Raw genomic sequence first — 22760 nt, 5'->3', positions numbered from 1 at the left:
AGCCGGACCGATGGCTGATCATTGCGCACCCACCTTCGACCGGCTCGCCACGGCGCTCGGCTTCTCGTGCGAGGAGGCGGGCGGACCGGTCGAGGTGCGAAACCCCTTCGCGTTGGAGAACTGGACGCTGCCCGTTCTCGAGGTCACGATCGTCCTGGGCGCGGTACTCGCGCTGATCTACGCGATCGTGCGGTTGCGCCGCCACGGCGATCCCACCAACCTGGTGCTCTGGTTCGGCGCGACCGCGTACCTGTTCATCATCGAACCCCCGCTGTACTTCCCGGCGGCCTTCGGCATCGACGAACACGTGGATACGATGTTCGCGCACAACTTGTTCACCGTGGAATTCCTCTGGGGCCGATTACCGCTCTACATCGTCGCGATCTACCCGTTCATGGCCACTCTGGCCTTCGAGATCGTCCGGATACTCGGAGTCTTCCGACGGCACGGGGTGCTCATCGGGTCCGCTTGCGTGGGCTTCGTCCACCATGCCTTCTATGAGATCTTCGACCATCTCGGCCCGCAGCTGCGCTGGTGGGAATGGTCGATCGACAATCCGATCAATCAGCCGATGTTCGATTCGGTGCCGCTGCCGAGTGTGGTCGTCTTCGCCGCCCTATGGCCGATGTCGCTGGCGTTCTGCGTCCAATGGTTCGTCGGCCGGCACGTCGAGCGGGGACAGACGTTCTCCGGGGTCCAATTGGTCTGGCGTACGGTCGTCATCGGCGTGCTGGCATCGTTGGGCACAGGCGTGTTGCCGATACCCGCAACGGTATTCGGCATGGGGAGTACCACCGTGCGCGGAGTGCTCTACGCCGCCGAATTGGTCGTCCTCACTGTCGTCGCCGTCCTGATTCTCACCCGCCGATGGCTCCGGCTGCGGCGCGACGGCGCGGACAGCGTGCCCTATTCGAACGACTTCGTCCGTATCTACAGCGTGGTGTACCTGGGCGTGATGGCGTTGCTCTGGGTGACCGCGCTGCCCGACTTCTTCGGCGCCGTCGACGGCAGGACGAGCGAGGGAGACCCGATCGGGAATCTCTGGTACACACTCGCCTGCTTCGTGGTCGCGATTCTCTGCGTGATCGCCGTGTTCACGGTGCCACGGCCGAAGCAGGCGGAAAGCGCGGTTGCCACCGCTCCGGCAACAGCCGCGAGTCCCATGGCATAGCAGGCGGCGAGGAACCGGAGCCGCCGGTAGCGCCGAGGTGGGGCGGCCCTGCCATGCGGTCGGCCCGGCCGTGGTGTGACGCCCGGCTCGCCCGGGATTTTCCGGGCCTGCGCCCGGGTTGTACGTGGGGCCGATATGAGGAGGTCATGTGGCACGGGAGTACAACCGGAATCCCGCGGCGGTCGCCGCCCTATCCCCTGAGCAGTACCACGTCACTCAGGAGAACGGGACCGAGCGGGCGTTCACGGGCGAGTACTGGGACAACCACGAGCCGGGCATCTATGTGGATGTGGTCTCCGGTGAGCCGTTGTTCGCCTCGGTCGACAAGTTCGACAGCGGATCGGGATGGCCGAGTTTCACCAAGCCGATCGACGCCGGGAACGTGGTGCAGAAGCGGGACTTCAGCCACCTGATGGTCCGCACCGAAGTGCGTTCGGCGCACGCAGACAGTCATCTCGGGCATGTGTTCACCGACGGCCCCCGCGAGGCGGGCGGCTTGCGGTACTGCATCAACTCGAAAGCGCTGCGGTTCATCCACCTCGACGACCTCGAGGCGGAAGGCTATGGGCAGTACAGGACTCTCTTCGCGAAGGAGGAGGCGTGAGCGACACACGGAAGGCCATCCTGGCCGGTGGATGCTTCTGGGGCATGGAGGACTTGATCCGCAAGCAGCCGGGGGTGGTGTCGACACGCGTCGGCTACACCGGTGGGCGCAACGACCATCCCACGTACCGGAACCACCCGGGCCATGCGGAGGCCGTGGAGATCGTCTACGACCCGGCCCGGACGGACTATCGGGACCTGTTGGAGTTCTTCTTCCAAATCCACGATCCCTCGACGAAGGACCGCCAGGGTAACGACATAGGGACCAGCTATCGTTCGGCGATCTTCTATCTCGATGAGGACCAGAAGCGCGTCGCCCTGGACACCATCGCCGACGTGGATGCCTCCGGCCTGTGGCCCGGCAAGGTGGTCACCGAGGTAACCCCGGCGAGCGAGTTCTGGGAGGCCGAGCCGGAGCATCAGGACTACCTGTTGCGCTACCCGGACGGGTACACCTGCCACTTCCCCCGCCCGGGCTGGAAGCTGCCGAAGCGGCAGACCACCGCGCAGTAGGAGGCGCGGGCTCGGCGGCGCCGCGCCCCGGTAGCCGCCGAGACGTCCGACCGCAAGTATGCGACTGCGCCACCCTCCCGGTTGGCGCAGTCGCCGCGTTCCGACCCGTTCCGCGGAACCCGCCGGGGCCGAGGCGGGCACGCGAGATCGCCGTTCCGCCCGGCGGACGGAAAGACTTGCGGTAGAGGGTTTTCGACCGCCTCCGACTCCCCCGCCATGGGGAGAAGACGCACGCGTACGCCGATATGATCGTCGGCGCCTGGATGTCCGGACCTTCATGCCAGTCGACCCGAGGTAGGCAGATGACGCGCAGCGGCGCAAGGTTTCTCGATGTGGCGGGTAGCCGCCGGATGGCGGTGGCGACACTGGCCACGATCACCGGCTTCTACTATCTGTTCGTCGCGTTCACCAACTGCGTGGACACCGACACCAATCGCAACGGGGTCGCCGCCGTGCTGTCGATGAAGGCGACGATCCACAATCCGGGAACGGACTGGCGCGCGATCACCAACGGCAACGTCGCGCTCGTCGCCTACATTCTGGTCGTGATCTGGGAGTTCCTGATCGCCTTCGTGCTACTGGCCGCGGGAGCCGCGTGGGTCCGGGTGCTGGCCGGACGGCCGCGCCGGCTTCGAGCCGGTCTCGATGCGGCCGTGCGGCTGTCCAGCCTGGGCTGGACCATGGCGGTGCTGCTGTTCCTGGGCGGGTTCCTGACCGTCGGCGGCGAATGGTTCCGCATGTGGGCCAACGACGATGTGAACGCGTCGTCGGCCGCGCTGCAGAACTTCCTTATCGCGGGCGTCGGCCTGATCCTCGTTCACCTACCCGACGCCCAGCGTATCCCCGGCCCCGAAAGCGTCTCGGCGGCAACGCAATCGGATCAGGTTCTGCCGCGATAACGGTCGCTGACGCCCGCGTCAGCGACCGTTGCGATCGAGTTCGTTCAGCTGCTTCTGCAAGCGCTCGAGGGCAGCGCGGATCTCATCGATCTGCTTGTTCAGTTCGGCGATCTTCGCTTGATCCACCGGCGGTTGCCCTTGCGCCTGCGGTTGCCCCGACGGCGGCGCCACCGGCTGCTGGCCCGGTGGCAGCGGAGCGCCGGGGCCGCCGCCGGGTGGTGTGGCGAGCCGGCCGGTGCCGGGCCCGAACACCTGGTCGAGCGCCTCGGCGAGAGTCGGCGCGTACCCCACGAGGACGCCGCCGGTGCCGGGTTCGCGATAACTGACCAGCACTCGCGCCAGCTGCGGGAAGGTCGAGGCGTTCGGCGCCGTCGAGATCCGCTCGGTGAACAGTGGCTCGGCGTAGAGCACGCCGCCGTCGGCGATCGGCAAGGTGAGCAGATTTCCGTATTGGATCCGGTTCGAGCGCTCGAGCAGGGTGCGCTCGGATGCCACCCTGGTGTCGGAGATCATCGAGTTCTGGATTTGCTGTGGCCCCTGGGTGAGGGTGTCGGTGGGCAGTTGCAGGACGGTGATCTTGCCGTAGTTCTCGGGATCGGAGCGGGCGGAGACATAGGCGGAGAGAAATTCCCTGTTGTAGCCGACCATCGCGCTGGCCAGCCGGAACGACGGCTCCGCGCTGCCTTGGCCACCGAGTAGGACGTAGAACGGCGGTTGGTGCGGGTTGGTTTCCACGGTGGGATCACTGGGCACCGACCAGAAAGCGTTGGTGGTGAAGAACTCCCGCGGTTCGTCGACGTGATATTTGGCGAGCATCTCGCGCTGGATCGTGAACAAGTCCTCCGGATACCGGAAGTGGGCGCGCAGTTGCGGGGTGATCGATTCCTCGGGTTCGACCGCGCCGGGGAAGACCTTCATCCAGGCCGCCAGGACCGGGTCATGCCGGTCGATCTGGTAGAGCCGCACTGTGCCGTCGTAGGCGTCGACGGTGGCCTTGATGGAGTTACGCACGTAGGAGACCTGCCGAGGCGATCCCCGGTCGATATCGTCCCCCGGTTCGAGCGCTTCGAGCGAGCTGCGTTTGGCGTAGGGGTAGCCGTCGATCGAGGTGTACGCGTCGACGATCCAGACGATACGGCCGTCCACCACCGCAGGATAGGGATTGTTGTCGGTGGTCAGCCACGGTGCGACGAGTTCGACGCGGTGGCGCGGATCGCGATTGAAGATGATCTTCGACCCGGGACCGATCGCTTTGGAGAAGACGATGTTGCGCTCGGTGTAGGTCGCGGCGAAGGCGAGGCGATCGAGCCAGTTCCCGATCGGGACGCCACCGGCGCCGGTGTAGGTGTACGAGGTGGTGTCGGTGTCGTACTCGCGTGGCGCCGTGCCGCCGCCCACGATGGCATAGTCCGGACTCGCGTGGGCGATCACTTCGCCGAAGTAGACGCGGGGCTGATCCACTCGGATCACCTGATGCCCGGCGGCTTGGGAGGCGATGTCGCCGACCGCGTAGATCGGGTATCCGCTGTTGCTGCTGGCCGCATCGCCCGCGGCCTCGCGGACCGCCGCGTTGACCCGGTTGGCCGGTGCGGCGACGAACCCGTTGCCGTGCGTGTAGACGGTGTGCCGGTTGACCCAATGGCGCTGGTTACCGCTCAGCGCGCTCGGCGTCAGCTCCCGCGCCGCGACCACGTAGTCGCGCAGTTGTCCACCGATGCGGTAACGGTCCAGGTCCAGATGCGGCGGGAAGCTGTAGAAGTTCTTCAGCTGTTGTTGCTGGGTGAACGTCCGGGAAAGCACGTTCGGGTCCAGGAGACGCACGTCGGCGAGCGTCGTGACGTCCGAGGGGACCTCCGACGGCGGCTTGGTTCCGACGCCGGAATACGGCTGGTACTCGACTCGGTCGCCGCCGATCCCATAGGCCTGCCGGGTAGCCGCGATATTGCGTTCGATGTAGACGCGCTCCATGTCGGCGGCGTTCGGGCGGACGGAGAACTGCTCGACGGCCAACGGCCAGACGGCTCCGACCAGGATCGACGACAACAGCAGCAGCGCGGCGGCCATCGCCGGAATCCGCAGATCCCGCACCACGACCGCGGCGAAGACCGCCGCCGCGCAGATGAGCGCGATCGCGAACAGAATCAGGCGAGCCGGAAGCACCGCGTTGATGTCGGTGTAGCCCGGGCCCGCGAAGGTGGGTTCCTTGCTGCTACTGGAAAGCAGCGAATAGCGGTCGAGCCAATAGGCGACCGCCTTCAACACGATGAAGGCGCCGGCGAGTACGGCGAGCTGAACGCGGGCCGCGTGCGACAGGCCGCCGGCTTTTCCGGACAGCCGCAGCCCCCCGAGCAGGTAGTGCGTCGCGAGCCCGGCGACGAAGGCCAGCAGGACGGCGACGAACAACCAGTTGACGACGAATCGGTAGAAAGGCAGGTCGAAGACGAAGAACCCGACATCATGCCCGAATTGCGGGTCCGACACACCGAACGACCCGCCGTGGACGAACAGCTGGATGGTCATCCAGCTCGACTGCGCGGCGAGGCCGCAGATGAGTCCCACCGTGACAGCGACACCCAGACCGAACCGCCGCGGACGGCGGATCACCATCGTCCGAAACGGCCGGAGGCTGTCCTCTTCGCCGGACTCCGGCAGGGAGAGCGGGCGGAACCGGAACGCGAGCCACATCGCCACGAACAGGACGCCGCCGATGATGAGCGCGATGACGAACAACAGCGACAACCGCGTCAGCAGCACGGTGAGCCAGACGCCACGGAAGCCGACTTCACCGAACCACAGCCAGCTGACATAGCCCCTGATCAACCGGGGCACGATCAACAACGACACGACGAACACCGTGGCGGCGAGCACCAGCACCCGGGTGCTGCGATGCCACCGCCGCAGGCTGGGGCCGTCGCGTGCGCTCATTTCCCACTCCCGTGGCTGCCGCCCGGCCGATGACGTACGGCCGACGCGAAACCGCTGAGTTCGATACTACCGGGGTGAGGGAAACCGTTCGGGCCGATCGGCCGGGCGCTCGATCAGCTCCCACAGGTACGCCACGTGGTCGGCCATGTCCACGTCCGGGTCGTACAGCCATTGCGTCTGCAGGCCGTCGAGCAGGGCCATGGCGATGACGGCGAAGCGCCCGGGGTCGAGATCGGCGGGAAGGCGGCCGGATTCACGGAGGTCGGCGACGGCGCGGGCGAGGACGTCCCGGACGGTGCGGTAGCGGTCGCGGAAGTACTCGTGGGCGGGGTGGCCAGGGCGGGCGGCCTCCGCGGAGAAGCGAGTGTAGAGCTCCACCAAGCCGGGGACTTCCGCGTTGTGCCGGATCAGGCCCAGCAGCGCGGCGGGCAGATCGGGCGGCGCGGCCGGGGTGGTGAAGACCTCGCGGTCGGCCTCGTCGCGATGTGCCAGGATGGCGGTGAAAAGCTGCTCTTTGCTGCCGAAGTAGTGCAGTAGCCCGGTCTGGCTCAGGCCGACGGTCTCGGCGAGTTCACGCACGGTCGCCCTGCTGTATCCGACGCGTGCCACGATCTCCAGCGCCGCCTCCAAGATCTCCTCACGTTTGGCGATCCCTTTCGAATACGCGCCGCGCCGAACCACGCCGTGACTGTACTCGGAACAGCACGGCTACGAAAACCGAATGGCATACTGTTTTCGGTAACGGTCTCGACCCGAGGAGCCTCGATGACGAGCACGCCCGACCTCGCCGACCTGGCGCCGGAGCAGCGCGCCGCGCTCGGCAGCGGCGCGGACTTCTGGACCACCAAGGCGATCGGTCCCGTCGCCTCGGTGACCATGACCGACGGCCCGCACGGTGTGCGCAGGCAGGCGGGGGCGACCGATCACCTGGGGCTGGCCGAGAGCCTGCCCGCCACCTGCTTCCCGCCCGCGGTGGGGCTCGCGCAGAGCTGGGACACCGAACTGGTGCGCCGGGTGGGCGCGGCACTGGGCCGGGAGGCCCGCGCCCTGGACGTGGACGTGCTGCTCGGGCCGGGAGTCAACATCAAGCGGGATCCGCGCTGCGGACGCAATTTCGAGTACTACTCGGAGGACCCGCTGCTCACCGGCCTGCTCGGCGCGGCATGGGTTACCGGGCTGCAGAGCACCGGAGTGGGCGCCTCCGTCAAACATTTCGCCGCCAACAATGCCGAGCACGACCGGATGCGGTCGAGTTCCGACGTAGACCCGCGCCCGCTGCGCGAGATCTACCTGCGCGGGTTCGCTTACATCGTGCGCACGGCCCGGCCGTGGACGGTGATGTGCTCCTACAACCGGATCAACGGTGTGCCCGCCGCGCAAAATCGCTGGCTGCTGACCGACGTGCTGCGCGGCGAATGGGGATTCGACGGTGCGGTGGTCTCCGACTGGGGCGCGGTGGCCGACCGGCCCGCCGCCGTGACGGCCGGACTGGATCTGGAGATGCCGGGCGGCAGCGGCGTCTCCGACGCCCAGGTGATGGCGGCGATGGCCGCGGGCACCCTCGATCCGGCGGACGTCGATCGTGCCGCGCGGAACGTGGCGACGCTGGCGGGGCGAGTGGTGGCCGGTCGCGCCATGACCGACGCCGGCGACACCACTGATGACCACCATCGCCTGGCCCGCGAGGTCGCCGCACGCTGCGTCGTCCTGTTGCGGAACGACCGTGGCCTGCTGCCATTGACACCGGGGCGCTCGCTGGCGGTGATCGGCGAATTCGCGACGGAACCTCGATATCAGGGGGGCGGCAGCTCACACGTCAACCCAACCCGGCTCGATGTGCCGCTGGACGAGATCCGCGCGCTCGCGGGCTCCGGAACGGTCTCCTACTGCCGGGGTTTCGCCACGGACGACACGGACGCGGACAACGACGCGTTGCGCGCGCAAGCCGTCGCCGCTGCGGCGAACGCGGACGTCGCGGTGCTGTTCCTGGGCCTGGCCGCCACGCAGGAATCCGAGGGCTTCGACCGTGAGCACCTCGAACTGCCCGCCGAGCAACTGGACCTGCTCGACGCGGTGGTGCGGGTACGACCGGACACGGTGGTGGTGCTCGCGCACGGTGGCGTGGTGCGGCTGGGCACGGTGGCCGCTTCGGCGCCCGCCATCCTGGACGGCGGGCTGCTCGGCCAGGCCGGGGGCGGCGCACTCGCCGACGTGCTGTTCGGTGTGGTGAATCCGTCGGGGCGACTGGCCGAGACGGTGCCGGTCCGCTTGCAGGACACCCCGGCCTATCTGAATTTCCCGGGCGAGAATTCGCATGTGCGCTACGGCGAGGGACTGTATGTGGGCTACCGCTGGTATGACAGCCGGGAGATGGATGTGTGCTACCCGTTCGGGCACGGCCTGTCCTACACCACGTTCGATTACTCCGATCTGACACTCACCGCGAGCCAAGCGGGCATCACGGTGCGCGTCGGCGTCACCAACACCGGTTCCCACACGGGCCGCGAGGTGGTGCAGGTGTACACCGCGCTGCCCCGCTCCTCCGTGACACGTCCGGCCCGCGAGCTGAAGGGCGTCGCGGTGACCGCCGAACTGGAACCGGGTGCACGCGAGGAGATCTCGATGTTGCTACGCCGGGACGATCTGGCCTATTGGGACACTCGCGTCGACCGCTGGATCGTGGAAGGCGGCGCCTACCGGGTGTGGGCAGGCGCTTCCAGTCGAGACCTACGCGTCAGCGAGCAGGTCGAGGTCGCCGGAGACGAACTGCGGCTCCCGATCACGGCGGAGTCGACGCTCGGCGAGGCATTGGCCGATCCGAGGGCGGCGGCCGTGCTGGCCGACATGTTCGGCGGTATGTCCGAGAGTATGGGCGACGCTTCGACGCTCGGGGTGGACATGATGCGGATGATCGCCTCCATTCCGCTGAACCACCTCACCGGCTTCGGCGTCGACCCGCAGAAGCTCGACGCGCTGCTGGCCGCCACCGGCGACTGATCGCCCGGATCCGTTCACCGGGCGACGGCAGGCGCGCCCACGGCCGGGGCACGGCCGACAGGCGCTGTCGCGCGGTGCAGTCCCCGGCGGTCGTAGGCGTACGTGGCCGTGACGCCGAGGAACAGTCCGATTCCGAGGCCGAGCAGTGTCATCCACAGCCCGTGGCCCAAACCGGCTTCGGCGTGGGCGTCGAAGAACAGGATGGCGCGCACGGCCAGGTAGATCTGGTGCATCGGCTCGAAGGCGGCCAGTTTCGCGATATAGACGGGCGTCGCTTCCAGTGGGACAGTGGCGGCCGACGACGGCAGGCCCAGGACGACGAACAAGATCAGGTTGACCAGCAGTCCGGCGGTGCCGAAGGTGGCCAGGACGGCCAGCGCGGTCACGCCGACGGCGACGATGGCAACTGTTCCGTAGAGCCACAACAGCAGTGGGCTGCCCAGCGGAACACGCAAGGCGGCGGCCACCGCGAGGAATATCCCGGACAGGATCGGCGCCGCGGTGAGGACGACCGCCCATTTCACCAGCAGCGTCCGGAATCGGGAGATCCCGGTGGCCGGCTGGTGGACGAACCACGGACCGTACTCGGTTGGCGTGAAACCGAGTACCGAGTCGACGAGCGTGTGGATGATCATGGCGCCGGTGAAGCCCGCCAGCAGCAGGATCAAGGTGTAGAAGAAGGCGACGAGGCCTTGGCCTGCGCCATCGTCCATGGGGCGGTACGGCGCGGTGACGATCTGCACCGGGTCGGCGAGCATCAACCTGGCGGCGCCGGTGAGTTCGACCGGCGCTCCCGGACCCGCGGCGAGGGCGGCGTTCACCTGACCGGTCAGGTTCTTGCCGACGGTCTCGTCCACCTGGTTCAACGCGCGATCGGCGACGCGCTGCATGATGCCGGTGGTGTACGGACCGATGCGCGGGTTGGTATGGACCGTGATCACCGGCCGCTCGATCTCCCCGGGGACCACGGCGGCCGCGCCGAGAATGGCCAGACGCTTGGTGAAGTCGGACGGGATGACGATGGCGCCGTACACCTCGCCGTCCTGCAACTGTTCGCGCGCCTGGGCGATGCCGAGTACGCGCAGGTCGACCTTCTCCGCCGGGATGCCGGCGACCAGCGCGTCGGTGACCTGGGCGCCGATGTTGGCGGGTTTGCCGTCGAGCGTGTCACCCACGTCCTGATTCACCAGGGCGATCGGGAAGTCGTGCAAGTTCTTCTCGGTATTGCCGGCGTAGCCGAGGTACATGGTGGCGAGCAGCGCCGCGAAGACCGTGAGCACCGCGATCGGGGCAGTAAAGGTCCGAACCGTCATGCGAGTAAATGTAGTCACCGCCTACAAAGTAGGCAATGCCTACATTTTGTTATCCTGCAAACACCATGCCGATCACTCGAAGCCGGTCCTACCACCACGGCGACCTGCGCGCCGAACTCCTGCAGCGGGCCGAAGCGACGCTGCGCGAGTCCGGTGTCGACGGCCTGTCGCTGCGCGGGCTGGCCCGTGACGTCGGAGTCAGTCACGCCGCTCCGACCCGGCATTTCAAGGACAAGCAGGCATTGCTCGACGCCATCGCGGTGTCGGGATTCCAGCGTCTCGCCGCCGCCTTGGAGCAGACTGCGGCCGCGAGTGCGATCGAGGGGCGCTTCCGCGCCCTGGCCCGGACCTATCTCCGATTCGCCACCGAGAATTCCGCGCTCGTGGCGCTCATGTTCGCACGCAGGCACAGCCCTGCCGCGGGCGATGTGATGTCCCGCGCCGTGGACGCGGCGTTCGCGATGCCGGTCGCGCTCATCGCCGAAGCGCAGCAGCGGGGTGAGGTGATCGCCGGCGACCCGCGGCGCATCGCGCTGTCCGCGGTCGCCGCACTGCAGGGCTTGGCCACCTTCGTCGGCTCGGGCGTGATCGCCGTGGAAGCCGCCGACGAACTGCTGGACGAGACCACGACGCACATGATCGAGGGTCTGCGTCCGAGGCCGTGATGCTCCGGGCGCGCCCGGAGCTCTCGGTCAGTACGCGATGAACAGGATCTCGTCGCGCGAGTAGTCGTGTCCGGGGTGCTTGTCCGCCAGGTGCGCTTGCGTCTTCGACACAAGATCGTCCTCGTCGGTTCCGACGATCGATTCTCCGCAGGGGCAGTTCAGATTTCGCTTCATCAGCGTTCCTTCCTCCTCGAATCGACAGTCTAGGACCTCACGGCGTGACCGCCTCGCCGGGTCGGCCACGGGACCATTCGTGGCCCCAGTAGCTGTCCGCGGTGATCTCCTCGGCGCTGTAGGTGGATTCGTCGACCAATGCGCCGTCGGTGCCGTATTCGAGATCCCAGCCACCGGGTGTGCGGACGTAGAAGGAGATCATCTTGTCATTGGTGTGGCGGCCCAGGGTCGACGACAACGGATAGCCGGCCCGCATGACGCGGTCCAACGCGCGGCCGACGGCGTCGAGCTCGTCGACCTCGACCATGATGTGCACCAGGCCCGGACCGTTTGAGCGGGTGCCGGGGATCAGGGCGAGGCTGTGGTGACGCCGGTTGACGCCGAGGAATCGCACGCGAATCGGGCCCACCTCCGGCGGGGTGGGCACCCGGAACGAGCCGCGGGGCAGGAATCCGAGCACCTCACAGTAGAAGCGGTTCGCCTCCTCGAGGTCGGGCACCGGCAGCACGACATGGCCGAGCCCCGATCCCCCCGTCACGAAACGGTTGCCGTGCGCGGTCACGACCGGGCTGTGGTCGAGCACCGGGCCGTGGAAGACCTCGACGGTGAACCCGGCGGGATCGGTGAAGATGAAGGCTTCCTCCACCCGCAAGGCGTCGACCTGTTCCTGGGCGAGCGGTGCGACGGCCACGCCCGCCCGCTCCAACGTGTGCCGCACCCGGGCCAGGGCGCGATAGTCGCGCACCTCCCAGCCGACGGCGAGCACGCGATCGTGTTGCGCGGGAACGAGTTCGAAGCGATAGGCGTGCTCGTCCATCCGCAGGTACATACTGTCCGGATTCGGGCCGGTGGCCTGCGCGAAGCCCATCACGTCGAAAGCGAAGGCGCGCCAGGCCGCCACATCGGCGACGGCGATCCGGACGTAGCCGAGCGAGGCGATATCAGCCATTGATTCGTCGTACTCCTCAGGAATAGGTGACTTGCACCGTGTCGGTGATCGGGACCGCCTGGCAGGCCAGCACGTACCCGTCGGCCAGATCGGCCTCGTCGAGAACTTCGTTGTGCCGCATCTCCACCCGCCCCGAAACGATCCGGCAGGTGCACGCGCTGCAAGCGCCCTCGCGGCAGGAGTAGGGCGCTTCCAATCCGTCGGCCAGCAGGACGTCGAGCAACACCTGCTGCCGCGGCCACGGAAGTTCGCGTGTCTCGCCGTCGAGATCGACCGCTACGGTGGCGCAGTCGCCGGCGTCGACGACTGCGGGTGTGCCGCTGTCGAACGGATTGCCGTTGAGCGACACGAACTTCTCGACGTGCACGCGCTCGCGGTCTGCCCCCAGCCCGATCAGTGCCGCAAGGACGGCGTCCATGAACAGACCGGGACCGCAGACGAACGCCTCGCGATCCGACCACGGTCCGGCCAGCGCCGCGAGCTGCGCGCGGCTCGGCAGCCCTTGCACACTCTCCAGCCAGTGCACCACGAGCAGGCGGCCGGAATACCGGGCAGAGAGGCCTGCGAGCTCGGCGGCGAAGATCACCGAGCGCTCGTCGCGGTTGGCGTAGATCAGCGTGCAGTGCCCGGACCCGGCCGCCAGCACCGATTTCAGGATCGACAGCACCGGAGTGATGCCACTGCCCGCCGCGAACAACAGCAGGTCGTCGTCGAGCGACGCGGGGGTGAAGACGCCCGCGGGCGGCAGCGCGTCGAAGACCATGCCCGCTGTCGCGTTGTCGCACAGCCAATTCGATGCGTATCCGTCGGGGGTTCGCTTGACGGTGACCTTCAGCGGACCCTGCTCGTGCGGCGCGCTGGACAAGGAGTAGCAGCGGCTCACCGAGCCGGTCGGCTCGCTCGGTATCCGCAGCGTCAGGAACTGACCCGGACGGTATGCGATCGAATCCGGCTGCTCCGTGACGACATCCAACTCCAGCGATACCGCATCGTGGGTTTCCCGGATCACCCGCGCCACGCGCAGGGGCAGAACCGCTCCGGGTCGGCTCTCGCTGTCGCCGGGGATACCGATCCGCGGCGGCACTACCGAGGTCGCTCCAGCCCCATCCACTGTCGTGTCCCCTCTCCGGTCGTCCACGGCGTTCGACGCGCTCACGGCACGTCCCCGTCCCGGGTGCCGACTTCGATGCGACCGCCCGCGACCGCGGCATCGATGCTGTCGCGCAGCGCGGCGCAGGTCCGCACTCGCGCGCTGTCCGCCCCGGTGAACTCGGCGCAGGCCGCGACCGCGCTCGCGGTCCACTGCACGCTGGTGTGCTGCGGGCTGAATTTCTCGACCAGCACGCACGTCGCGCAGGTGCGGCAGGCAACCGGCTCCATCGCAGGCCGCTCAGGACTCGACGCCGGCGCGCTGCGCGGCGAGATTCTCGGCGACCTCCGCCTCCCACGCGGTGACCGCGCGGGTGGTGTCGACCTCGAACTCGAAGCGATCGGTCATCTTCGGAGCGATCTCGGCCACGTCGGTGTAGAACTGCTCGTACCAGCGGCGCAACTGGTAGACGGGTCCGTCCTCCTCGCACAGCAGCGGATTGTCGATGCGGGTCTTGCGCCGCCAGATCGCGGCGTCCTGTTCGAAGCCGCGGCCGAGACCACCGGCGAACTTCGCCGCGATGTCCTCGGCCTGTTCCGGCGACACGCCGTGCGGTTTCTTCACGATGGCGCCGTATTGCAGCACGAACTCGGTGGGAGACACCGGGTAGTGACAGTTGATCAGGATGCCCTCGACCGCCAGGCCCGCGCTTTCGCTGCGCAGGTGATCGATCATGTAGGAAGGGCCGTAGTAGGAGGCGTCGGAGTGCAGGACATTCTTGCCGCCCAACGCCTTCGCGGTCTCCCCCATCATGTCCTCGCGTGACACCGAGGTCATGTATTGACTGGCGATGTGACCTTCGAAGACGTTCTTGAAGTAGGTCGGGAACCCGAAGTGCACGTAGAAGAAGTGCGCCATGTCCACCACGTTGTCGATGACCTCGCGGCAGTTCGCGCCGTCGATCGTCATGGTGTTCCAGGTCCAGTCGGTCCACTCGTCGCTGAACGCGCCCTCGATGCGCGGGATGGCGACGTGTTCCGGCGGCGGATTGCCCTCCGGGTCGTTCCAGACGAACAGCTGCTTGTTCTGCTCCAGCGTCGGCCACGACCGGGTCCGCGCGCGGGGTGGCACCCGGCGGCCGTAGGGGATGCCGGTGCAACGGCCGTTGCCGCCCCAACGCCAGTCGTGGAACGGGCAGGCGATCGAGTCCCCCTTGATCCGGCCGTCACCCAGGTTCCCGCCCATGTGCCTGCAGTAGGCGTCCAGGACGTTGAGCTCTCCGCCCGCGCCGGCGAAGACCACCAGTTCGGTGCCGAAGATCTCGACGTTATGCGGTTTCCCGTCCCGGAAGTCCTGCGCCAGCCCCAGGCAGTGCCAGCCGCGCGCGTACCGGGCGGGCGGAGCGCCCGCGTCGATCACTCGAACCTCGGTGTCGGTAGTCATCGGTTCCTCCACAATTCACGTACGTTTGTCACCTCGATATTTCGGTTCGGCATGCCGGGGCGAAAATGCGCAGTCCCACTGGCCGGGAGGCGCTCAGGCCGGATCGAACCGTCCGAACGCGGAGCGGTAGAACAGCAGCGGCGGCGCCTCGCGATGCTCCGACAGCGCCGTGACACGCGCGATGACGATCGTGTGGTCACCGCCGTCGACCTCCTGTTCGAGCTCGCAATCGAGCCAGGCCACGGCCCCGGCCAGCCGCGGCGAGCCGTTCGGCGACGGCTCCCAGTCGACTCCCGCGAACTTGTCCGTGCCGCTGCGCGCGAGCTGCCCGCAGATCTCCTGCTGGTCGTGGGCCAGGATGTTGACGCAGAACCGCCCGACCTGGCGAATGCGTGGCCACGACGTAGACGTGCGCGCCGGGCAGAAGCAGACTGCGGGCGGCTCCAGCGACAGCGCCGAGAACGACTGGCAGGTGAATCCGGCAGGCCCGGCCGCCGACCGCGCGGTGATCACCGTGACGCCGGTGCAGAAGCGACCCAGCACGGCTTTGAAGTCGCGCACGTCCAGTGGCGATCCGTCCATCTCGAGCACCGGTTCCATCGGGCCTCCTATTTCGATCAGGCATATACCTGACAGCTATGACAGCAGCCACCGCCGGAGGGAGGTCAAGATCGGAGTCCGGTCACCGAGACGGAGATCCGTGGAAGCTACGTAGTTCTCCCGATTCCTCCCGGTCGCGACCCCGTCAGTGTGATGGGAGACACAAACGATCGGGCGCATCATGCCTGGTCGACCGAATGCGATCGACGGAGGTTCGAATGACCGTCACCCTGCTACCCGACGCCGAGCCGCATACCGCCCGGCTCCCCCACGGCAGCCGGCCCCACAGGGCCGACCCCGGCTCCGCCGACGTGCCGGTATCGATGATCGAGCGGATGACCCTCATCCTGGACGCCTTCGACGCCGCGACCCCGACGCTGACGCTGCTGGGCCTGGTGGAGCGCACCGGCCTGCCACGCTCGACAGTCCATCGGATCCTCGATCAAATGATCCGGCTGCGCTGGCTGGCCCATACCTCCGGCGGCTACCGGCTCGGCATGCGCACCCTGGAACTGGGCGGGCTCACCGCCGATCACAACGAGATCCGCGATGCCGTCAGCCCGCTGCTGCACGAGCTGTGTCAGCGCACCGGCATGGTCGGCCATCTGGCGGTGCTCGACGGACGTGAAATCGTTTACCTGGACAAGGCCGGTGGCCGCTTGGCCGCGCTGTTGCCCACCCGCCTCGGCGGCCGCATGCCCGCGCACTGCACCGCGCTCGGCAAGGCGATGCTGGCGGCGCTGGAACCGAGCATCGCCGAAGCGGCGTTCCATTCCCGGCTGCCGCGCCTGACCGCGCACACGATCACCGAGTCCGGCGCGCTGCATCGCGCCTTGGCCCAGATCCGGCTGCGCCAGGGCGTGGCGCTGGACCGGGAGGAATCGATGGACGGAATCGCGTGCGTCGCGGCGCCGTTGCGTGGCCGCGGCACGGCGCCCGCGGCACTGTCGTTGTCCGGGCGGGCCGAGGCGATGAGTTTCGACAAGCTGGCACGGGTGCTGCTCGAGATATCCCACGAGGCCGGCCGGACGTTGTTCCCCCGCCGGGCGCGCTGGCGATAGCCCGAAGCCGAATATGCCTGGGCGGTACAGTCCGACCATGACCGATGGCGGCACACCCGCGGTGCCCGACCTGCCTACGACCGCGTGGGCCGTGCTCGGAATGCTCTCGCACGCCGACGAACTCTCCGGCTACGACTTGAAGAAATGGGCCGACTGGAGTCTGCAATTCTTCTACTGGAGCCCGTCGTTCAGCCAGATCTACGCCGAGCTCAAACGTCTGGAGAAGCACGGCTACGCCAGTTCCCGCACCGTGGTGCACGAGGACGGCGTGCGGGGCAAGCGGATGTACTCCATCACGCCGGAAGGCCGTGCGGCCGCCGCGAACTGGGTCAACCACGCGCCGGTCGAGGCGCCGGTGCTCAAGCACAGCGTGATGCTGCGAGCGTGGCTGGGCAACCTCGCCGAGCCCGACCGGATGCGCGAAATCCTCGGCGAGCACATCACGTACGCCGAGAAGATGCGTAAACGCGCCGAGGCCGACGCGAAGGGCGCCGAGGCGAATCCGGACTGGGCCTATCCGGAACTGGTGTTGCGCTGGTGCGTGCGGCACTACGAGGCCGAGCGCGATTTCGCGCGGGAGTTGCTGGCGGATATCGATCGCCTCACTGAGTGAGACGCCGCCTGGTTGTTCCGTCCCCGTCATATTTCTATTAGGCATATGGAGGTGGTGGCTGATGACCGGTGAACTGGACTCGGTGCCTGCCGCGGTGGCGGCGATCGCGAGCGGCGGTATCGCGCTAGTGGTGGATGACGAGGACCGCGAGAACGAAGGCGATCTGGTGCTGGCCGCCGAGCGGGCGACCGCGCAGAATATCGGTTTCCTGGTGCGGCACACCAGCGGCGTGCTGTGCGTGCCCATGATGGGCAGCGATCTGGACCGGCTCGAGCTGCCGCCGATGACGGCGCTCAACCAGGATCCGAAGGGCACCGCGTACACGGTCTCGGTGGACGCGGCGACGGGGATCGACACCGGCATCTCGGCCGCCGACCGCGCCCACACCATGCGCCTGCTCGCCGATCCCGCCGCCACACCCCGGGATCTCACCCGGCCCGGGCACGTATTCCCCTTGCGGGCGCACCCGCGCGGCGTCCTCGGCCGGCGAGGGCATACCGAGGCCGCGGTCGATCTGGTGCGCATTGCGGGCCTGCGCCCCGCCGGAGTCATCGCCGAGGTGGTGCGCGACGACGGGTCGATGGCCCGGCTCCCCGAGCTGCTGACCATGGCCCGGGTGCACGGAATCCCGATCATCTCCATCGCCGATCTGGTCGATCACCGCCGCGGGCTCGAGCCGGGCGTGCAGCGCGTCGTCGAAACGCGGCTGCCGACCCGTTTCGGCGAGTTCCGGCTGGTCGGCTATCGCGATGAGACGAACCACGCCGAACATCTCGCGCTGGTGCTCGGCACACCGGGCGAGCGCGACGTGCTGACCCGGGTGCACTCGGAATGCCTCACCGGCGACGCGTTCGGCTCGCTGCGCTGTGACTGCGGCGAGCAGCTCGACGCCGCCATGCAGGCCGTGGCCGCCGAAGGCCGCGGGGTCGTGGTCTACCTGCGCGGCCACGAGGGACGCGGCGTCGGTTTGCTCAACAAACTGCGCGCCTACCAGCTCCAAGACGCCGGCTCCGACACGGTCGACGCGAACCTGCGGCTCGGGCTGCCCGTCGACGCCCGCCACTACGGCGCCGCTGCGCAGATCCTCACCGACCTGGGCGTGCGGTCGGTCCGGCTGCTCAGCAACAATCCGGCCAAACAGGCGGGTCTGACCGCGTACGGGATCGCCATCGAACGGCGAATTCCCCTGCAGGCCGGTACCACCGAGCACAACGTGCACTATCTGCGCGCCAAGCGTGACCGGATGCGCCACCAGTTGACCGAGGTCGACGCCGCTGTCGCCGTCCGATGAACCGGATCGGTTCGGTTCCACCGCCGACCCTGTGCCGGCGGGCCAGGCGGGCAGGTCCACCGGAGTCGAATTTGTCCAGAATGCTCCTGCGCGCCACGCGCGGTACCTAGGGTTGACACCCATGGCGCGGCGTCCCATCGGCAACCTCCCTGCCGAGGTCACCAGCTTCGTCGGGCGCCGGGAGGAACTCGCCGCCGCGAAGCGGCTGCTGCCCACGACGCGGGTGCTGACGCTGCTCGGCCCGGGCGGTGTCGGCAAGACCCGGTTGTCCCGCCAGGTCGGCGCGGTGGTCGCGCGTGCGTTTCCGGACGGAGTGTGGCTGGTCGAGCTCGCCGACGTGCACGACCCCGACCTGGTGACGGTGACAGTCGCGGAAGCGCTGGCGCTGCGCGACGACACTGCGGCGCCCCTACGGAGGCTGACCGAGTTCCTCGCGGACAAACGGTTGCTGCTGATTCTCGACAACTGCGAGCACCTGATCGACGCGTGCGCGCGGCTGGTCGGCAGGATCGTGGCCACAACCCCGGAGGTACGGGTGCTGGCGACCAGCCGGGAGGTGCTGGGGGTCCAGGGCGAACAGGTCATGCCCGTGGCGCCCCTGCCGCTCGCAGAGGGGCAGAGCGCGGACAGCGATGCGATGCGGCTGCTCGCCGAACGGGCGGGCGCCGCCAACCCCGGCTTCGCGGCCAGGTCGGCGAACCGGGCCGCGCTGGCCGCGATCTGCCGCAGGCTGGACGGCATTCCGCTCGCGCTGGAACTGGCCGCGTTGCGGTTTCGCATGTTCACTCCGGAGCAGATCCTCGCTCGGCTCGACGACACCATGGGCCTGCTCAGCGCGGGACCGCGACTCGCGCCGGAGCGACAGCAGACCATCGAGGGTGCGATCCGCTGGAGTTACGACCTGTGCACGCCCGCCGAACAGCGATTGTGGGAACAGCTGTCGGTTTTCGCGGGCGGCTTCGACATCGACGCCGCCGAGGCCGTGTGCCTGCCCGCCCCTGGGGCGCGGACACTGTTCGACGCACTGACCGGCCTGGTCGACAAATCGGTGCTGAGCCTGCGCTACGACGGCGATGTCGGCCGGTACTCGATGCTGGAGCCGATCCGGCAGTTCGCCAAAGACCGGCTGGCCGAGCGGGGCGACGAGCCCACGGTGCGCGCGCGTCACCGCGACCACTACCGGCGACTGGCGCTGCGCGGCCGGACCGCGTATTGGAGTTCCGACGACGTCACATGGTTTCGTGAACTGAACCGCGAGCACGCGAATCTGCGCGCGGCTCTGCAGTCCGGCCTCGTCGACACACCGGAGTCGGCACTCGAGATGGCCGCGGTGCTGCGGCCGTTCTGGGAGCACAACCGCTTCCTGACCGAAGGGTATCGCTGGCTGACCGATGCGCTGGCGAAGTCTAGGGAACCGACCGAACTTCGCGCACGCGGGCTGTCCGCGGCCGCCTCGCTGGCGGCGCTGCTGTCCGATCGCGGGTCCGCTCGCCAATTGGTGGACGAATGCGTCACCCTGGCACGCAGACTCAATGCCCCCGATATTCTCGCGGAGGCGATGCTCGATTCGGCACTGCTGGCCTTCAACGACGGAGACACCGTCCGCGCGCTCGAATTGGCGGAGACCGCGACGCATCTGGCGGCCGAATGCGGACATCACGCCATGGAGATGGACAGTCTGGCCTTCGCATTCGTGTGCGCGCTGGTGCTCGCCGACGCGCGCTCGACCGTTTTCGCCGAGCGGCTGCTCACGGTCGCCACCGAGCGGGGACCATCTCTGCTCGGCGGGTTGGCACAGTGGTCTATGGGCCTGGACCATTGGCGACGCGGCGATCAGGCCGCCGCGACCGGCTATCTCGCCCGGTCCATCGAAATGTTCAGCCTGTTCGAGCGGTGCGTCTGGCTCGCCTCCGGATTCGAGGGGCTGGCGTGGACGGCGGTGGCCCGCGCGGACTTCGAGCGAGCCGCGCGCCTGCTCGGCGCCGCGGAGATCCTCGCGCGCAGCACGGTGCGCCTCGCACACGCCATCACCGGCGTAGTGGGTGACAAGATGCGTGGGCGCGTCCGAGAAGCGCTGGGCGAGCGTCGGTTCCAGGAGATCTTCGACAGCGGCGCGGCGCTGTCGCTGGGCGAGGCGATCGACTATGCGCTGGGTCGCACGCCCGCCGCACCGCGGCCGCCGCAGCCCGCTTCGGCCGGCTCCGAGGCGGCTGACGTCCTCACCCGGCGGGAGAAGGACGTCGCCCGGCTGGTCGCGGCCGGGCACAGCAACAAACGCATCGCCGCGGATCTGGTGATCTCGGTGCGCACCGCCGAGACCCACGTCGAGCACATCCTCACCAAGCTCGGCTTCACCTCGCGAACCCAGGTCGCGGGATGGGTCCGCGATCACGGGCTGTGATCGACGTGGGCGGCGATCAGAGCCCGGCGGTGAGGAAATCGACGACGGCGCGTTCGAACGCCGGCTTACGCTCGATCTGCACCCAATGACCACAGCGGGCGAAAACTCGCAGATCGGCATCGGGGATCTGCCGTGCGGGCAGCAGCGACGCCTCCACCGGTGTCACTCGATCATCGCGCCCCCACAGAATCAGTGTCTGCGGGCGCAGTCCACGCAGCCGCGCCCACAGCGGAACCGGTTCGGCGAGAGCGGGATCGGCGAATGTCGCGTAGGCGTCGCGCAGCGCGGCGATGGCGGCCGGATCCGACGCGGCGGCCAGCCGGGCTGTGATCAGGTCCTCGGTCAGGATCCCCGGACTCGACACCATGGTGCGCAGCCAGGGCACGAGGCGCTCACGGGTGGGGTCGGCGCTGAACTCCAGCAACCGCGTGATGCCTTCGGATGGTTCCGGCCCCAGGACATTCACCCCGACGCCGCCGGGCGCCATCAGCACCAGCCGATCGACCCGGTCCGGATGTTCCAGCGCCAGCAACGTCGCGACCGCACCGCCCATCGAATTGCCCAGCAGGTGGACGCGGTCCAGGCGGAGGTCATCGAGCAGGCCGAGCACCGCCTCGGCGGAGATGCGCAGGTAGTTGCGTTCGTACGCCGCCGGGCGGCCGCTGGCGCCGAAGCCGGGCTGGTCGACGATCAGACAGCGGAAACGCTCGGCCGGCACCGGCAGGTTCGCGCCGAAGTTGGCCCAGCCCGAGACTCCCGGCCCGGAACCGTGCAGCAGCACCAGTGCTGCGTACCAGCCCCCGCCTCGTGGTACCGCAGTTCGTACCCGCCCGTCGCGCTCCAGCGTGTGGTGTTCTCGGCGGTGAACGTCATCAGATCATCCGATCCGTGACCGGCAGCCCGAACGCGTTGCGGCCGTAGAGGACCAGTGCGCGCTCGACGTCGTTGATGACGTGCACGCTTCCGGCGTGCGCGTCACGCCAGTGCCGCTCGATCGGATTTGGCTTGCGGATGGCATGGCCGCCGGAGTTGTCGAACAGCAGGTCGATGGCCTCGATGGCGCGTTCGGTGCCGCGCACCTGATCGCGGCGGCTGCGCACCCGCAGTTCGAAGGGGATCTCCTCCCCCGCCTCGGCATAGCGCAGTTGCTCGCTGATGTTGCGCTCCATCTGCAGGACGGCCGCGTCGATCTCCGAGGCCGCCCGAGCGACCCGGACGTGCGCGAACGGGTCCTCGGCGGCCTTCTGTCCGCCGTAGGAGATCCGCGCCCGCTCGCGCATCCGCTCGATGTGCGCTTCGTAGGCGCCTTGGGCGGCGCCGATGATGGGTGCGGTGATGGTGTTGGAGAACACCGCGCCGAACGAGATCCGGTAGAGCGGGGCGGTATTCACCTCTTGACCGGGTCCGCGTAGCTCCGCCTGCTCACTCGCGCGGTAGGTCCGGTGGGCGGGCACGAACGCGTTCTCGATGACGATGTCGTTGCTGCCGGTGCCGGACAGCCCGGACACATGCCATACGTCCTCGATGCGGTAGTCGGTGCGCGGCACCAGGACGGTCAGGTACTCCGCTCCCCCTTCGCCGTTCGGCACGACCGCCCCGAGGAAAGCCCAGCGGGCGTGATCGCATCCGGAGGAGAAGCTCCAGCGACCGCTGATCTCGAAGCCGCCCTCGACTGGCGTGAGCTTGCCGGTGGGCGCGTACGACGAGGAGACCAGGGTGTCCGGGTCGGCGCCCCACACGTCCTCCTGCGCCCGCAGCGGGAACAAGGCGAGCTGCCACGGGTGCGCGCCCAGCACCGACGACACCCACGCCGTGGACGGGCATGCGGTGGCGATCGCCCGGATCACCTCGTAGAACGCGACCGGGGAGGATTCCTCGCCACCGAAGCGAGACGGCTGCAGCATGCGGAACACCCCCGCGTCGGTCAGCTCCCGAATGCTCTGCTCGGGCACTCTGCGCTGCCCGTCGGCGTCGGCGGCTCGCTCTCGGATCGCGGGCAGCAGATCCCGTACCCGATCGAGCACCTTGTTGGTCATATGCGGTAGTCCTCCT

The 22760-nt window shown here is 68.3% G+C and carries 21 protein-coding genes; 10 read left to right on the top strand and 11 right to left on the bottom strand.

Annotation, left to right across the window (positions count from 1 at the left end; translation table 11 throughout):
- Positions 1-10 precede the first annotated feature (10 nt).
- From NA8_RS03875 to NA8_RS03860, 4 genes are all read left to right on the top strand, one after another.
- Complete coding sequence (locus tag NA8_RS03875; protein WP_063048972.1) at positions 11-1171, top strand: hypothetical protein; 1161 nt, start codon at positions 11-13, stop codon at positions 1169-1171.
- A gap of 148 nt (positions 1172-1319) precedes the next feature.
- Entirely contained in the window at positions 1320-1775 is a 456-nt protein-coding gene (gene msrB / locus NA8_RS03870) for a peptide-methionine (R)-S-oxide reductase MsrB (protein ID WP_063048971.1), read from the top strand.
- Entirely contained in the window at positions 1772-2287 is a 516-nt protein-coding gene (gene msrA, locus NA8_RS03865; protein ID WP_063048970.1) for a peptide-methionine (S)-S-oxide reductase MsrA, read from the top strand. Before msrB ends, msrA begins: the two co-directional genes overlap by 4 nt.
- A gap of 302 nt (positions 2288-2589) precedes the next feature.
- Entirely contained in the window at positions 2590-3186 is a 597-nt protein-coding gene (locus tag NA8_RS03860; protein WP_157106514.1) for a DUF2165 domain-containing protein, read from the top strand.
- 18 nt (positions 3187-3204) lie between these two features.
- On the opposite strand, the gene NA8_RS03855 is transcribed toward NA8_RS03860, so the two are convergent.
- Both NA8_RS03855 and NA8_RS03850 read right to left on the bottom strand, forming a co-directional pair.
- A complete protein-coding gene (locus tag NA8_RS03855; protein WP_063048968.1) occupies positions 3205-6111 on the bottom strand; it encodes a UPF0182 family protein in 2907 nt (968 codons plus the stop codon).
- 66 nt (positions 6112-6177) lie between these two features.
- Positions 6178-6792 carry a TetR/AcrR family transcriptional regulator gene (locus NA8_RS03850; RefSeq protein WP_174550036.1) on the bottom strand — a complete coding sequence of 205 codons (615 nt, stop codon included), beginning with the start codon at positions 6790-6792 and terminating at the stop codon, positions 6178-6180.
- An 84-nt stretch (positions 6793-6876) separates the two neighbouring features.
- On the opposite strand from NA8_RS03850, the gene NA8_RS03845 reads away from it, so the two are divergent.
- Positions 6877-9108, top strand: a complete 2232-nt coding sequence (locus NA8_RS03845; protein WP_063048967.1) for a glycoside hydrolase family 3 C-terminal domain-containing protein — start codon at positions 6877-6879, stop codon at positions 9106-9108.
- Positions 9109-9122: 14 nt separating this feature from the next.
- On the opposite strand, the gene NA8_RS03840 is transcribed toward NA8_RS03845, so the two are convergent.
- The gene (locus NA8_RS03840; RefSeq protein ID WP_063048966.1) at positions 9123-10421 is read right to left on the bottom strand and encodes a YhgE/Pip domain-containing protein; all 1299 of its coding nucleotides are present in this window, start codon (positions 10419-10421) and stop codon (positions 9123-9125) included.
- Between the two features lie 65 nt (positions 10422-10486).
- Here NA8_RS03840 and NA8_RS03835 point away from each other — a divergent pair, with 65 nt between their 5' ends.
- Positions 10487-11086, top strand: a complete 600-nt coding sequence (locus NA8_RS03835) for a TetR/AcrR family transcriptional regulator (protein ID WP_063048965.1) — start codon at positions 10487-10489, stop codon at positions 11084-11086.
- Positions 11087-11113: 27 nt separating this feature from the next.
- On the opposite strand, the gene NA8_RS32410 is transcribed toward NA8_RS03835, so the two are convergent.
- The 6 genes from NA8_RS32410 to NA8_RS03810 form a co-directional block, all read right to left on the bottom strand.
- Complete coding sequence (locus tag NA8_RS32410) at positions 11114-11260, bottom strand: DUF1059 domain-containing protein (RefSeq protein ID WP_084466500.1); 147 nt, start codon at positions 11258-11260, stop codon at positions 11114-11116.
- Between the two features lie 37 nt (positions 11261-11297).
- The gene (locus NA8_RS03830) at positions 11298-12209 is read right to left on the bottom strand and encodes a VOC family protein (RefSeq protein ID WP_063048964.1); all 912 of its coding nucleotides are present in this window, start codon (positions 12207-12209) and stop codon (positions 11298-11300) included.
- A gap of 16 nt (positions 12210-12225) precedes the next feature.
- A complete protein-coding gene (locus NA8_RS03825; RefSeq protein ID WP_281198947.1) occupies positions 12226-13293 on the bottom strand; it encodes a ferredoxin--NADP reductase in 1068 nt (355 codons plus the stop codon).
- Positions 13294-13361: 68 nt separating this feature from the next.
- Positions 13362-13589: a hypothetical protein gene (locus NA8_RS03820; protein ID WP_063048963.1), complete on the bottom strand. Its 228-nt coding sequence runs from the start codon at positions 13587-13589 to the stop codon at positions 13362-13364.
- Positions 13590-13599: 10 nt separating this feature from the next.
- Positions 13600-14742, bottom strand: coding sequence for a 3-ketosteroid-9-alpha-monooxygenase, oxygenase component (locus NA8_RS03815; RefSeq protein WP_063049005.1), 1143 nt, complete (start codon positions 14740-14742; stop codon positions 13600-13602).
- 93 nt (positions 14743-14835) lie between these two features.
- Positions 14836-15342, bottom strand: coding sequence for a flavin reductase family protein (locus NA8_RS03810; RefSeq protein ID WP_063048962.1), 507 nt, complete (start codon positions 15340-15342; stop codon positions 14836-14838).
- 218 nt (positions 15343-15560) lie between these two features.
- On the opposite strand from NA8_RS03810, the gene NA8_RS03805 reads away from it, so the two are divergent.
- From NA8_RS03805 to NA8_RS35460, 4 genes are all read left to right on the top strand, one after another.
- Entirely contained in the window at positions 15561-16403 is an 843-nt protein-coding gene (locus NA8_RS03805; protein ID WP_063048961.1) for an IclR family transcriptional regulator, read from the top strand.
- A gap of 37 nt (positions 16404-16440) precedes the next feature.
- Positions 16441-17016, top strand: a complete 576-nt coding sequence (locus NA8_RS03800; protein WP_063048960.1) for a PadR family transcriptional regulator — start codon at positions 16441-16443, stop codon at positions 17014-17016.
- A gap of 61 nt (positions 17017-17077) precedes the next feature.
- Positions 17078-18307, top strand: coding sequence for a bifunctional 3,4-dihydroxy-2-butanone-4-phosphate synthase/GTP cyclohydrolase II (locus NA8_RS03795; protein ID WP_063048959.1), 1230 nt, complete (start codon positions 17078-17080; stop codon positions 18305-18307).
- Between the two features lie 121 nt (positions 18308-18428).
- Positions 18429-20708 carry a LuxR C-terminal-related transcriptional regulator gene (locus NA8_RS35460; RefSeq protein ID WP_063048958.1) on the top strand — a complete coding sequence of 760 codons (2280 nt, stop codon included), beginning with the start codon at positions 18429-18431 and terminating at the stop codon, positions 20706-20708.
- Positions 20709-20724: 16 nt separating this feature from the next.
- Here NA8_RS35460 and NA8_RS03785 read toward each other — a convergent pair whose 3' ends face one another.
- Both NA8_RS03785 and hsaA read right to left on the bottom strand, forming a co-directional pair.
- The gene (locus tag NA8_RS03785) at positions 20725-21489 is read right to left on the bottom strand and encodes an alpha/beta fold hydrolase (protein WP_305781609.1); all 765 of its coding nucleotides are present in this window, start codon (positions 21487-21489) and stop codon (positions 20725-20727) included.
- 91 nt (positions 21490-21580) lie between these two features.
- Positions 21581-22744, bottom strand: a complete 1164-nt coding sequence (gene hsaA / locus NA8_RS03780) for a 3-hydroxy-9,10-secoandrosta-1,3,5(10)-triene-9,17-dione monooxygenase oxygenase subunit (RefSeq protein WP_063048957.1) — start codon at positions 22742-22744, stop codon at positions 21581-21583.
- Positions 22745-22760: the final 16 nt, after the last annotated feature.

This window comes from Nocardia arthritidis NBRC 100137, from assembly GCF_001612765.1.
Lineage (GTDB): Bacteria > Actinomycetota > Actinomycetes > Mycobacteriales > Mycobacteriaceae > Nocardia > Nocardia arthritidis.
This window is presented reverse-complemented; position numbering and strand designations above follow the sequence as displayed.

Bases quoted from the DNA above. Each gene is read 5' to 3' on its own strand.
- NA8_RS03875 (WP_063048972.1), top strand. From the start codon at position 11: ATGGCTGATCATTGCGCACCCACCTTCGACCGGCTCGCCACGGCGCTC.
- NA8_RS03860 (WP_157106514.1), top strand. From the start codon at position 2,590: ATGACGCGCAGCGGCGCAAGGTTTCTCGATGTGGCGGGTAGCCGCCGG.
- NA8_RS03855 (WP_063048968.1), bottom strand. From the start codon at position 6,111: ATGAGCGCACGCGACGGCCCCAGCCTGCGGCGGTGGCATCGCAGCACC.
- NA8_RS03845 (WP_063048967.1), top strand. From the start codon at position 6,877: ATGACGAGCACGCCCGACCTCGCCGACCTGGCGCCGGAGCAGCGCGCC.
- NA8_RS03840 (WP_063048966.1), bottom strand. From the start codon at position 10,421: ATGACGGTTCGGACCTTTACTGCCCCGATCGCGGTGCTCACGGTCTTC.
- NA8_RS03835 (WP_063048965.1), top strand. From the start codon at position 10,487: ATGCCGATCACTCGAAGCCGGTCCTACCACCACGGCGACCTGCGCGCC.
- NA8_RS32410 (WP_084466500.1), bottom strand. From the start codon at position 11,260: ATGAAGCGAAATCTGAACTGCCCCTGCGGAGAATCGATCGTCGGAACC.
- NA8_RS03830 (WP_063048964.1), bottom strand. From the start codon at position 12,209: ATGGCTGATATCGCCTCGCTCGGCTACGTCCGGATCGCCGTCGCCGAT.
- NA8_RS03820 (WP_063048963.1), bottom strand. From the start codon at position 13,589: ATGGAGCCGGTTGCCTGCCGCACCTGCGCGACGTGCGTGCTGGTCGAG.
- NA8_RS03815 (WP_063049005.1), bottom strand. From the start codon at position 14,742: ATGACTACCGACACCGAGGTTCGAGTGATCGACGCGGGCGCTCCGCCC.
- NA8_RS03810 (WP_063048962.1), bottom strand. From the start codon at position 15,342: ATGGAACCGGTGCTCGAGATGGACGGATCGCCACTGGACGTGCGCGAC.
- NA8_RS03805 (WP_063048961.1), top strand. From the start codon at position 15,561: ATGACCGTCACCCTGCTACCCGACGCCGAGCCGCATACCGCCCGGCTC.
- NA8_RS03800 (WP_063048960.1), top strand. From the start codon at position 16,441: ATGACCGATGGCGGCACACCCGCGGTGCCCGACCTGCCTACGACCGCG.
- NA8_RS03795 (WP_063048959.1), top strand. From the start codon at position 17,078: ATGACCGGTGAACTGGACTCGGTGCCTGCCGCGGTGGCGGCGATCGCG.
- NA8_RS35460 (WP_063048958.1), top strand. From the start codon at position 18,429: ATGGCGCGGCGTCCCATCGGCAACCTCCCTGCCGAGGTCACCAGCTTC.
- hsaA (WP_063048957.1), bottom strand. From the start codon at position 22,744: ATGACCAACAAGGTGCTCGATCGGGTACGGGATCTGCTGCCCGCGATC.